Source organism: Iodobacter sp. (genome assembly GCF_025352645.1).
Taxonomy (GTDB): domain Bacteria; phylum Pseudomonadota; class Gammaproteobacteria; order Burkholderiales; family Chitinibacteraceae; genus Iodobacter.
In genome coordinates, this window is record NZ_JANXSO010000110.1 from 1 (window position 1) to 12,673 (window position 12,673).

A 12,673-nucleotide genomic window follows, 5' to 3' on the forward strand; every position below is an offset into this window, starting at 1 on the left:
GGGTGAGCCATACGCAGTGTGGCTTCTAGCACGCGCACCAAGGTGCGGCGGGTGGCGCGCTGCTCTGCTTCATTGCCCGATTGCAATTGCACTTTGGCTAGCTCGATATACCAATCGCAGTAATCGTTCCAAACAAACTCATAAATGCCTTGCGCGGCCAGATCGAAGCGGAAGGTATCTAGCGCAACCGATACATCATGCTCAGCTTGCTGCAAGCGGCCTATCATCCATTGATCCGCAAAACTGTATTGCAGCGGCAACGATTCATCTTGGCCTACGTCTTTGCCTTCCACATTCATCAGCACATAGCGGGTGGCGTTCCACAACTTATTGCAAAAGTTGCGATAGCCTTCGCAGCGATGCTGATCAAAATTAATACTGCGGCCAAGAGTGGCCAGCGATGCAAAGGTAAAGCGCAGTGCATCAGTACCAAAAGCCGGAATGCCTTCTGGGAATTCTTTCTTGGTTTTAGCCGCTACTTTAGGTGCAGTTTCTGGGCGACGCAGGCCAGAGGTGCGTTTTTCCAGCAGCGTTTCTAAATCAATCCCGTCGATCAGATCAACTGGATCAAGCACATTGCCTTCCGATTTAGACATCTTCTGGCCTTCACCATCCCGCACCAAGCCGTGGATATACACATGCTTAAACGGCACTTTACCGGTGAAGTGCTTGGTCATCATAATCATCCGGGCAACCCAGAAGAAAATAATGTCAAAGCCGGTGACCAACACCGATGATGGCAAAAAGGCATCCAGCTCTGGCGTGCTCTGGCCCGGCTTCCAGCCCAAGGTAGAGAACGGCACCAGTGCCGAGCTAAACCAAGTATCGAGTACGTCCACATCGCGGCGCAGTGTTTTACCCGGTGCTTGTGATTCTGCTTCGGCCTGATTGCGTGCTACATAAACCTTGCCATCTTCATCGTACCAAGCCGGAATCTGATGACCCCACCATAGCTGACGACTAATGCACCAGTCTTGAATATTGTTCAGCCACTGGTTGTAAGTGTTCACCCAGTTTTCTGGCACAAACTTAACTTCGCCATCCGCCACAGCTTGCAAGGCTTTTTCGGTAATGCTCTGGCCGGTTTCATCCGCCTTACTCATGGCCATAAACCACTGGTCGGTCAGCAAAGGCTCGATCACCGAACCAGTACGATCACCGCGTGGCACCATCAGCTTGTGTTTTTTGGTCTCTAGCAATAAGCCCTGCGCATCCAGATCGGCCAGCATGGCTTTACGCGCATCAGGGGCGGTCATGCCAGCGTAGGCAGCAGGCAGATCAATACTGCCCAGTGCATCGCCATCAAAGCTAAATACCTGCGCCTTAGGCAGAATCGTCGCTTCCAAGCTCATTACATTAATCAGCTGGGTGTTATGGCGCTTACCCACTTGGTAATCGTTAAAATCATGTGCAGGAGTGATTTTTACAAAACCAGTACCGAAGGCCGCGTCCACATAATCATCCGCAATCACGGGGATTTCACGCTTGGTTAGCGGTAATTGCAGTGTTTTACCCACTAGATGCTTAAAGCGCTCGTCATCTGGGTTAACCGCTACGGCCACGTCGCCCAGTAGGGTTTCAGGGCGGGTGGTGGCCACCACGATAAATTCATCGCTGCCCACCACGGGATATTTGATATGCCACATATGGCCTTCTTCTTCCTCGGAAACCACTTCGAGGTCAGAGATGGCCGTGCCTAATTTTGGATCCCAATTAGATAAACGCTTGCCACGGTAAATCAGGCCCTGCTCAAACAGGCTAACGAATACTTCGGTCACCGAGCCCGAGCACTGCTCGTCCATGGTGAAGTATTCGCGCTTCCAATCCACCGATGCGCCCATGCGGCGCATTTGCTGGGTGATGGTGGCACCGGATTCTTTTTTCCATTCCCAGATTTTTTCTACGAATTTCTCGCGGCCTAATTCATGGCGGCTAATGCCTTGCGCATCCAGCTGGCGCTCCACCACGATTTGCGTGGCAATACCCGCGTGATCGGTACCGGGCTGCCACAGGGTATTTTCACCCTTCATACGATGGTAGCGAGTTAAGCCATCCATAATCGTTTGATTGAAGGCGTGGCCCATATGCAAGGTGCCCGTCACATTCGGTGGTGGCAGCTGAATGCAGAACGATTCTGCAGCTTGCATATTCGGCTGAAAGTAACCAGCTTTTTCCCATTCTGGGTAGTAGCGGCTTTCGATCTCAGCGGGTTCGAAACTTTTTGCGAGTTCTTTAGGCGTAGTGCTCATGGGAAAAGGGCTCAGTCGTTCATAGATTAACCCGCGATTATAGCCTTAAGCGCCGCTTGCTGAGCGAATCTGCACGCGGATTACTACCTTAAAAAATGATTTTTAGCCCTCCTATAGCAATCTTTGCGATGATTTTCTACGCTCAGCCCGCAGTTTGCTATTGGCTAGCCGTTCTTTCCAGGCCCCACACACACGTAAAGCGATTCTCTGGGCGGCTTCAGCTTACAAACAACACCCAAAATCTTGAACCACCGTAAACCCAGAGTTTCACAAATAAAAACAAGGAGTTTACTGGTTTTCTATGTGTTTTCTGTGCCCTCGTTTGACGCTATGTTCAAGGTTTAGACCCTATCAAGGCAAGCAGAAGCTCCTTCATAGACAGAGTCTATTCTGTAGCTATTGTCATTTGATTGTGAGATTGATTATCAATCAAGATTGAAAATGATAATCATTAAGAATACAATATGCTGAAACCATCACTATTTTCTGCAAAAAACACCCCTCAGCTCATCAAATAAAGCACACCCTGTCATGAAAGTATTGCTCTCCCTTTGCAGCCTGTTTTTAATCAGCTGCGCCTCGCTTCCTCCTGCTAATCCCTCCTTAGTGGCTGATATGGCTCAGCTGGGCAAAATTATTGATTTAAAAACTGGCAATGTTTTATCTCCTAAGCAACTGCTCAACAAGCTGGCATCGCAGCAACGCATCGTTGTGGGCGAGCAACACGACAATCGCTACCATCATCAAATCGAGCTGTGGCTGGCGCAAAGCCTAGCCAAGCAACGCCCGCAAGGCAGTGTGCTGCTAGAGATGCTGAATCCAGATCAACAAAGCAAGGTCGATAAAGTAAAAGCGTGGCTGCAAGGTAATCCCGTGGTGCGATCAGAGCGCATCGCCGAGCTGCTCAATTGGCAAGGAGGATGGGATTGGGATTTATACGGTGATTTAGCCGTGGGCCTGATGCATGCGCCTTATCCGCTGCTATCGGCCAACCTAGACAAACCCGAAATGCAGGCCATTTATCGCAACAAGCCACTACTGGCAGGCGAGCGCTCAGGCCAAGCCACAGTAAGGGCTAAGCTTGAAACCATTGTGCGTGAAATGCACGACAATCAAATTGAAACACCGCAATTATTATCCATGATTGCGGTACAGCAGCAGCGTGACCGCCGCATGGCCGAGCGCCTCTTGGCCGCCCCCACCCCTGCCCTACTGATGGCTGGCGGCTACCACGCTGCTAAAGATGTAGGCGTGCCGCTGCATGCCCAAGATTTAGCCCCCACGCAGCCAGTAACGGTCTTAATGCTGGCCGAACAAGGCGCTGAAATTGCACTCGCCCACGCAGACTATGTATGGCTCACCCCGCTTGCCGCTAATAAAGCATGCTTTTGCATCGTGCCTAAGCACTGATCGCGGCACGGTAGGCAGAAAACTTAGGGCATAAGTTTGATGCATTTGTTCCCCCCTTTGTAAAAGGGGGGCTAGAGGGGATTTGGCACTGCATATCATTACAAAAAGGCAGCAGCTAATTCAAAGGCAAATCCCCCTCAATCCCCCTTTAACAAAGGGGGAAGCTGCAGCACTGAAGTGAAGCCTAAAGTTGTGTAGATACTTAGGGGCTTAGGGCGGATGAAACCCGCCCTACACGTATATGTAATCTTGGCAGCAGGCACTTTAAGCCCCTACATCCTTGGCTTTTACCAACCATTCCATAAGCATAAAACGATATGATTATTAAGCGAACCCCAGTACCCGCCTCACACAAAAGCATCGCCTGTATTGCCGCCTTGTTGCTCAGCCACACCGCAATGGCTGCCACTCCGGCCAGCGCGCCACTCACGGCCTTGCTGCCTGCGGATATGTCGCCACTTGGGATGTTTTATGCTGCCGACCATGTGGTTAAAAGCGTATTGATCGGGCTAATTTTGGCCTCGCTCGCCACTTGGGTGGTGCTTTTAGTTAAAGGCTCGGCGCTGTTTTATGCTCGCAAAGAAGCTGATCGCGCCATTGCCTTGCTCAGGCAATCAGTTTCTTTAGCCGATGCCATCGCCCGCACGGCCGCTGCGCCTAAGCAAGCTTTGGCACAACTTTTACTGAACGATGTGCAGGAAGAACTAGCGCTTTCCCACCAAGGCGCTGCCACGCAAACCTTAAAAGAGCGGGCTGGATTTCGCCAGGAACAAATCATGGCGCAAAAAGCCCGCCAAATGACGCAAGGCATTGGCCTCTTGGCCACCATCGGCTCAGTCGCGCCTTTTGTAGGCCTGTTTGGTACGGTGTGGGGAATTATGAATAGCTTTATCGGCATTGCAGCCAGCAAAAGCACCAATCTTGCCACCGTAGCACCGGGTATCGCCGAAGCACTGCTCGCCACGGCGGCCGGGCTGGTAGCGGCGATCCCCGCCGTAATTATTTATAACCTGTTCAGCCGTGGCATTAATCATTACAAAGCGCTACTGAAAGACGCTTCTGCACAAATTTTGCTGATGCTAAGCCGCGATCTGGATGTGCCACAGCGCCTGGAAATCGGCAGCTCATCCAAGGCAAAGGATTAAGCCATGAGTGCTTTCTTTGCTTCTGAAAACGATGAAATCAGCGAAGTGCACGAGATCAATGTCACGCCCTTTATTGATGTGATGCTGGTGCTGCTGATTATTTTTATGGTGGTATCGCCACTGGCTACGGTCGATCTCAAAATCGACTTACCAGCGGCCAGTGCTGCGCCCGAGCCTCGGCCAGAAAAACCGGTGTTTATTTCACTTAAAGCCGATAAAAACCTTTACCTTGCCGAGCAAGCGGTTTCGCTCGCCCAGCTTGCCGGGCAGCTTGATAGCCAAACCGGTGCAGATAAGCAAACCACGCTGTTTTTTCAGGCCGATAAACAAGCGCAATACCAAGATGTACTCGCCGTGATGGATGCGCTGCGCAAAGCAGGCTACTTAAAAGTAGGTCTGGTTGGGCGTGAGGCCGAGTAATGCACACAGCCCCTCAGCCCATGCGCTGGCGTACCGGCATTTTATTGGTTTCATCGGTCTATCTGATGCTGCTCTTTATGCTGCTGCGCCAGCCTGTAGCCATGCTCGCCAGCCCCATGCCCGCTGCAGCCGTTATGCTGGTGATGGCTCCGCAAATCAGCTCATCGGCCACCAAGCAGCAGCAGGCGGTTGGCGCACAGCAATCGGTCGCGGTAAAACCCGCCAAGCCCAATAGTGCCAAACCAGAAAAATTGCCCTCTTTGGCGAGAGCAGAAGCGCCAGTGATTATTGCTGCAGCAGAGAAAACGCATACTGCGCCCACGCCTGCTGCCGATCAAAAACCTGTGCCCGATAAAACGCCGCCCAGCGAAACGCCACCCACGGCAGCAGCCGCCAACAGCAGTGCAGCCCCTGCACCAGCAGCCGTTCAATCGGCCCAAACTGCTGCCCCGTTTAATAGCGATTCGCCATCAAACAGCGCGGCCAGCCTTAACTGGCAAAGCCAGGTGTTGAGCCACCTAGGCAAATACCGGCGTTATCCAGGCGATGCTAGGCTGCGTAAACAGGCGGGCGCAGCGTGGATAAAACTCACCATAACGGCGGAGGGAAAAGTCCTGAATAAGCAGCTGATTGCCTCATCAGGCGCACTGATTCTAGACCGTGAAGCGTTGCAAATTTTAGAGCGCGCCCAGCCGCTGCCCCTGCCACCAAAGCAAATCCCCATCGTTATCACGCTACCGGTTCGTTTTGATATAGAAAATTAAATCCAGCCCGCCCGCTGGCAAAAACCAGCGGGCATCCCCATCTTGGAAAACCCATGAATCTGCCCTCCTCGCGCTGGCTGCAGGCCAGCCTGCTTGCTGCTTTATTGATCCAACAGACCGCTAGCGCGCTTAGCCCGCCCAAGGCCGAGCAAATCCCGCAAACCTTGCAAGCGCATGGCGAGCAACGTGTGGATAACTATGGCTGGTTGCGTGATGATCAACGCAAGGCACCTAAGGTGCTGGATTATCTAAATGCAGAAAATCGCTATACCGAAGCGATGCTGGAACCTGCGGCAGCGCTGCGCGAAACCCTCTATCAGGAAATGGCAGGGCGAATTAATCAGCAGGATCAATCCCTGCCTTACACGCTGGATGGCTATCAATACCGCGAGCAATTGATTTCCGGTAAGGAACACGCTGTTTACCAGAGGAAAAAACAACAGGCCAATAGCGAGTGGGAAGTCTTGCTGGATGCCAATTTACGCGCCGCTGGCCAGCGCTATTACCGCATGGCAGGCATGGAAATCAGCCGCCACAGCCCGTTGATGGCCATTGCCGAAGATTACGCAGGACGACGCCAATACCGCATTACCATCCAGAATCTCAGCGGCGGCAATGAAGAGATGATCGAAAACACCTCGGGCAATATGGCTTGGGCAAACGATGGCAAATCTTTGTTTTATGTGCGCAATCACCCGCAAACCCTGCGCCCTTGGCAGCTGTATCGCCACCAATACGGCAGCGCGCCCAGCAGCGACCAACTGGTTTATCAGGAAAACGACGAGGGCTTTTATTTAAGCCTCTCAACCTCGTCTTCCCGCCAATACATCCTGCTCACCAGCAATAGCACCTCCACTTCTGAAGTGCGGCTAATCCATGCCGATCAGCCTGCCGCTGCTCCCGAGCTATTCGCCGCCCGCCAAACAGGGCGCGAATATTATTTGGATCATTATCGCGGCCAGTTTTACCTGCGCGCCAATCATCAAAGCCCGCAGTTTGGCCTTTATCAAACCGCATCGGCCAAAGCGCCTTGGCAAGTACTGATCGCCCCCGATAAAGAGCGCGAACTAGAAAGCTTTGCCGTATTTCGCAGCGCGTTGATTACGAAAGAGCGCCATCAGGGCTTATCGCGCATTCGCCAGCTGAGCTGGGATGGCAAATTGCAGCGTGAGCTCAGCTTCGACGATCCAAGCTATATGGCGTGGCTGGGCAATAATCCAGACCCAAACAGCAGCACGCTGCAATACCGCTACTCATCCATGACCACGCCCACCTCTACTTTTGCTTGGAATTTGCAAAATGGTGAGCGCAGCCTATTAAAGCAGCAGCAAATTAAGGCCTTTCAGCCACAGGATTACCGCAGCGAGCGGCTATGGCTGAGCGCGCGGGATGGCGTCAAAGTGCCGGTCTCGCTGGTGTATAAAAAATCGCTATTCAAGCTGGGCAAAAATCCGCTACTGGTTTACGGCTATGGCGCTTACGGCATGAGCATGGATGCCTCGTTTAGCTCAGCAAGGCTAAGCCTGCTGGATCGCGGCTTTGTATTTGCCATTGCCCATGTCAGGGGCGGTGGTGAGCTGGGCCAAGCTTGGTATCAACAGGGCAAACTGGCCAATAAACAAAATAGCTTTAATGATTTTATCGACAGCACCCAAGGCTTAGTTAAAGCAGGCTTTGGCCAACCGGGGCGCGTATACGCCATGGGCAGCAGCGCCGGTGGCCTGCTGGTTGCGGCCAGCATCAATCAAGCGCCCAAGCTTTTTAATGCTGTAGTTGCTCAAGTGCCCTTTGTGGATGTGCTGACCACCATGCTCGACCCTAGCCTGCCGCTAACGGTGGGTGAATACGAAGAATGGGGCAACCCACAGCTCAAAGCGGATTACCAGCGTATCAAATCCTACAGCCCTTACGACAACGTAAGCGCCCAGCCCTACCCCCATCTGCTGGTGACTAGTGGCTTGCACGACTCACAAGTGCAGTACTGGGAACCCGCCAAATGGGTAGCCAAACTGCGCGCGCTTAAACAGGGCGATTCCATGCTGCTGCTCTCTACCGATATGAACGCCGGCCACGGCGGCAAATCAGGCCAACTGGGCAAGCTTAAAAATAGCGCAATGGAATACAGCTTTATTTTGCATCTGGACGCAGAAGCACAGCGTGCCTTAGCGCCGTAGCAAATACAAAACCCAAATCCTGAACCACGGAGGACACACACGGAGTTTCACGGAGGAAAAAACGGCTTAAATTAAGTTGTTTTGTAAGTTTTAAGTATTTTTAAACCTTTGAAATATGGACTCGTATCGCAGCTAGTGGCACGCGGCTTCAATCACCCCTTGAAGCCGCGATACGAGGAATAAGCGGATCGGGGTTTCGGAAAAGGGGTAGCGGACTTGCTCCCGAGCAGCCTTTTTCGCCGAGCCGATTATCCGCAGGGCCTTCGTGCTTTTGAGGTTGCGGTTTTGCGTACTAGGATTTCTGGCCGTTCAGAAATCAAATACTTCGCGCGGATGCCGCACCTAAATCAGCGTGCCGAAGGCACTGCAAAGAAGACCGCTGCGTAACATCAGTTACTAATAAAACCAACTCACAGATTTGCAATAAGCCAGCCACAGGCTGTGTATTTATAAAAAGAGGAAGAAATGAAAATTAAGATCATGGTTCTGGCCATTGCCATCAGCATGCTGATCGTCGGCCAACAAGCCCGTGCAGCAGAAGCCCCTCTCGCCAGCGACGGCAGTGTGGTGTTTAATCCGCTGAATATTTCTGCAACGGCGATCAATCCTGAGCAAGAAGCGCTAGAAAAACCCGGCTCGACCAGCAGCCGTGGCGAAAACAGCAAGCTTGAACCCATAGATCAAATCGTGCGCAGCATGCCCGGCACCTATACCCAAATCGATCCGGGCCAAGGTGCAGTCAGCGTGAATATCCGTGGCATGAGTGGCTTTGGCCGCGTAAATACCATGGTGGACGGCGTGAGCCAAAACTACTACGGCAGCGCCCCTTCCGAGGTTTCACATGGTGGCACGCCCACCAACCAATTTGGCGCTTTAATCGACCCTAATTTTATTGTGGGTGTGGATGTCACACGCGGCAGCGAGCTAGGGTCTGGCGGCATTAATGCATTAGCAGGCAGCGCTAACTTCAGAACCATCGGCGTGGATGATGTGATTTTTGCGGGCGAATCGGTCGGCGTAAGAAGTAAATTTTCGGTAGGCAATAATGGCTTGGGCCGCAGTGGCATGCTGGCAGTGGCGGGTAAGAGCAAAGCATTTGGCGAGAGCGGCAGCGTGGGCATCATGGCAGCCATCAGCAGTAGCTCAATCGGCGGCAATTACACCAATGGCAATGGCACAGACAGCGCAGAATTTGGCGTGGGATATAATAAATCCTACGAGCAAAACCCTAAGTCGCAATTGCTAAAGCTCGATATCAAACTCGATAATTTCCATAGCTTTGAATTATCTGGCCGCCGCTATCAAAACCGCTATACCAAACGTGATATTGAAGCCCATGATGCCTACCTTAAATATCATTACACCCCTTATTCCGAGCTGATTGATTTAAACATCATGGCCAGCACCAGCCGTGGCAATCAGAAATACATGCCGGATGCATTATTTAGCTTTAAAAATACCGATACCGATAGCATTTCTAATGCTATTGATATCAACAACACCAGCCGCTTTAGCTTAGCCGGTGCAGATATTGCACTCAATTATGGCGGCAAGCTGATGAATAATCGCTACGATAAAAGACTTGAAAGCCAGTTAACAGGCGTGGACAAAGAAGAGGAAGAAAAAAATAGAAAAGATGCCATAGAAAACAACCCATTTTCCCCTTCTGGCCAGCAGAAAATTTCTGGGCTTTATTCCAGTCTAGAAATAAATCAGGGTATTTTTCAGCTCAATCTGGGCTTAAATTATATTAAATATGATTTAAGCGGCTTTAAACCTGCTTGCGATGATCGCGTACAATGCCTTCCACAAAAAGCGGTGGATATCTCCTTAAAAGAGGAAGCGCTGCTGCCTAGCATTCTGCTATCTGCGGTCATCCACCCGTGGTTCCAGCCTTTTGCCAGCTATGCCAAAACCCTGCGTGGCCCTAATCCACAGGAAGTCTTCTTTTCTAATGAAGGCGGCGCATCAATGAATCCTTATTTAAAAGCAGAAGGAGCCGAAACCTTCCAGCTGGGCTTTAATTCAAAAGCCAGTAATCTGATCTTCAAAGAAGATGCGTTTTTCTTTAAAGCGAGCTACTTCCATAGTGAAATTGATAATTACATCTATGGTAAATCATTTGCGCTTTGTAGCAATGGCGTGAAATGCCTGATGTCGGATGCGCTTAAAAATAACGAAGATATTGATGCCAATTTCAATATGAACATCTACGTTAACTCACTCACCCCTGTCCACAGCCGTGGTTTTGAATTAGAAGCCAATTATGATGCAGGCTTTGCCTATGCCCGCTTCTCTTTCAGCCGTGAAAAAACAGATCAGCCAACATCAATCGCCAGCGGTGTATTTGGCGCAGACGATATCAATGACTTGCCAAGCGTTTTTTATAATCTCGATGCAGGCACTCGCTTACTCGATAAAAAACTCATTATTGGCGGGATTTTTAAATATACCGGCGCAAATAAAAAAATCTCCACCGAACATAATCTGAACGAAGAAACTGGCGATTTAGAGAAAGAAAAAAATGCTAAAAACCCAGTAATTATCGACTTATACAGCAGCTATGAAATCAATAAAAATATCTCGCTGCGCTTTACCGTACAAAACTTAATGAATAGGGATTATTCCGAAGCATTAAACCGCCTAAATTCAAATCCATCGCAATCAAGCGGAGAATCACCCGCCAACACGGCACGTGGCCGCACTTATTTGGTGGGTGCTGAATTTAGGATGTAAAAAATGCCTGAAACCAATCTATTGGTTTCAGGCATTTTTTAATTACTGATGTTACGCACAAAGACTATTTACCCACGAAAAACACTAAATGCACGAAAAAAACAGCTCAAATATAAATGACCTTTTCAGTTTTTTTTATCATGATGTATGGTTTGAGCTTATACATCATGATTTTATTTTAAATGGGATTGTTTAGATCAATCAAAGAGCAAGGGTAATAAGGCATTTGTTCGTGCTTTTGGTGTTTTTCGTGGACTACGCACTTTTTGATTTTACTGCGTAAGATCAGTTAATTAGAAACTGATCTTACGCAGTAAAAACCCAAATATTGAAACACAAAGAAGAACGTGGGCTAAATTTTGCTATTTTTTGCTATTTTAGCCATTTTCAACTCCAGTTTCTTGAGTTTTACCTCCACTTGTGGCGGGGCTTAAACCCAAGCCTATCAACTTAGATCTAATCTAATTGCGAACGATGTTAAAAAACGCGGGTTGCACCCGTATATGGCCCCCTTCCGGCTTGCAAGCATTTTTCGTATTCGGCAGATGAGCGAGACTACTGCAAAAACGCCACTAGCACCGCACCAAAAAAGCTCGCACAGTGTATTTTAGTCACCATAATGGTGCGTAAGTAATTACCCTAGGTGAGCGAGCCCTTAAGCTTAGTGCCAGCTTGTTGACGTTTGAAGCGCAGCTACGCAGAATCAAACCTCAGCAGCCCTTAGGTTTATGGCACAATAGAATCACACGCTCTTTATGTTGGCATGGTTATTGCTGAATGAAATCTTAATTCCGCAAAGCCAGATGCTTTGTCCTTTCACCTTCATGCAATTAAAATTTGGAGAATTCAAGATGGCGGTAGCCGACGTTCTCAACCTTATCCAAGAAAACGGCCTTAAATTCGTTGACTTGCGTTTCACCGACACTATGGGCAAAGAACAGCACGTTACTGTTCCTTCGCACGTAGTGGACGAAGAATGGTTCACAACGGGCCATGCTTTCGACGGCTCTTCTATTGCTGGCTGGAAAGGCATTCAAGCATCTGACATGTTGCTGATGCCAGACGCATCAACCGCCAATATCGATCCTTTCTACGATGAACCAACATTGTTTATGACATGTGACGTGGTAGAGCCAGATACTGGTAAGGGTTACGACCGTGATCCACGCTCGGTAGCCAAACGCGCTGAGCAATACCTGAAAGCCACTGGCTTGGGTGACACCGCTTACTTTGGTCCAGAACCAGAATTCTTTATTTTTGACGGCATCCGTTTTGGCTCAGACCTATCAGGCTGCTTCTACAAAATTGAATCTGACGAAGGCGCTTGGGCAACAGCAAATAAAGTGGAAGGCGGTAATAAAGGCCACCGTCCTCGCCTGAAAGGTGGCTACTTCCCAGTTCCTCCAGTCGATAGCCACCAAGATATCCGTGCCACAATGGTACTGATCTTGGAAGAGCTAGGCGTACCGGTTGAAGTGTTCCACCACGAAGTGGCGAACGCGGGCCAGAACGAAATTGGTACTAAATTCAGCACACTGGTACAACGTGCAGACTGGACTCAAATCCTGAAATACGTGGTGCACAACGTAGCAGACCAATACGGCAAAACAGCCACATTTATGCCAAAACCTATTGTTGGCGATAACGGCAGCGGTATGCACGTTCACCAGTCGGTTTGGAAAGACGGCAAAAACTTGTTTGCAGGTAATGCCTACGCAGGTTTGAGCGAATTCGCCCTGTTCTACATCGGCGGTATCATCAAGCACGCTAAAGCT

General features: G+C 49.9%; 8 protein-coding genes. 7 read left to right on the forward strand and 1 reads right to left on the reverse strand.

What is annotated here, in order from left to right; all coding sequences use genetic code 11:
- A partial coding sequence (locus tag Q0R17_RS12645; RefSeq protein WP_293935656.1) for a valine--tRNA ligase occupies positions 1 to 2,249 on the reverse strand: 2,249 nt, incomplete at its 3' end.
- 531 nt (positions 2,250 to 2,780) lie between these two features.
- On the opposite strand from Q0R17_RS12645, the gene Q0R17_RS12650 reads away from it, so the two are divergent.
- From Q0R17_RS12650 to Q0R17_RS12680, 7 genes are all read left to right on the forward strand, one after another.
- Complete coding sequence (locus Q0R17_RS12650; protein WP_293935657.1) at positions 2,781 to 3,659, forward strand: ChaN family lipoprotein; 879 nt, start codon at positions 2,781 to 2,783, stop codon at positions 3,657 to 3,659.
- A gap of 317 nt (positions 3,660 to 3,976) precedes the next feature.
- Positions 3,977 to 4,804 carry a tonB-system energizer ExbB gene (gene exbB / locus Q0R17_RS12655; RefSeq protein WP_293935658.1) on the forward strand — a complete coding sequence of 276 codons (828 nt, stop codon included), beginning with the start codon at positions 3,977 to 3,979 and terminating at the stop codon, positions 4,802 to 4,804.
- Between the two features lie 3 nt (positions 4,805 to 4,807).
- Positions 4,808 to 5,224, forward strand: a complete 417-nt coding sequence (gene exbD, locus Q0R17_RS12660) for a TonB system transport protein ExbD (protein ID WP_293935659.1) — start codon at positions 4,808 to 4,810, stop codon at positions 5,222 to 5,224.
- On the forward strand, positions 5,224 to 5,988 hold the full coding sequence (locus Q0R17_RS12665) for an energy transducer TonB (RefSeq protein ID WP_293935660.1): 765 nt from the start codon (positions 5,224 to 5,226) through the stop codon (positions 5,986 to 5,988). Before exbD ends, Q0R17_RS12665 begins: the two co-directional genes overlap by 1 nt.
- A 53-nt stretch (positions 5,989 to 6,041) precedes the next feature.
- Entirely contained in the window at positions 6,042 to 8,162 is a 2,121-nt protein-coding gene (locus Q0R17_RS12670; RefSeq protein WP_293935661.1) for a S9 family peptidase, read from the forward strand.
- A 465-nt stretch (positions 8,163 to 8,627) separates the two neighbouring features.
- Complete coding sequence (locus Q0R17_RS12675; protein WP_293935662.1) at positions 8,628 to 10,898, forward strand: TonB-dependent receptor domain-containing protein; 2,271 nt, start codon at positions 8,628 to 8,630, stop codon at positions 10,896 to 10,898.
- An 851-nt stretch (positions 10,899 to 11,749) separates the two neighbouring features.
- On the forward strand, positions 11,750 to 12,673 hold a 924-nt coding region (locus Q0R17_RS12680; protein WP_293935663.1), incomplete at its 3' end, for a glutamine synthetase beta-grasp domain-containing protein.

Coding starts and splice junctions, on each gene's coding strand:
- Q0R17_RS12650 (WP_293935657.1), top strand. CDS start 2,781: ATGAAAGTATTGCTCTCCCTTTGCAGCCTGTTTTTAATCAGCTGCGCC.
- exbB (WP_293935658.1), top strand. CDS start 3,977: ATGATTATTAAGCGAACCCCAGTACCCGCCTCACACAAAAGCATCGCC.
- exbD (WP_293935659.1), top strand. CDS start 4,808: ATGAGTGCTTTCTTTGCTTCTGAAAACGATGAAATCAGCGAAGTGCAC.
- Q0R17_RS12665 (WP_293935660.1), top strand. CDS start 5,224: ATGCACACAGCCCCTCAGCCCATGCGCTGGCGTACCGGCATTTTATTG.
- Q0R17_RS12670 (WP_293935661.1), top strand. CDS start 6,042: ATGAATCTGCCCTCCTCGCGCTGGCTGCAGGCCAGCCTGCTTGCTGCT.
- Q0R17_RS12675 (WP_293935662.1), top strand. CDS start 8,628: ATGAAAATTAAGATCATGGTTCTGGCCATTGCCATCAGCATGCTGATC.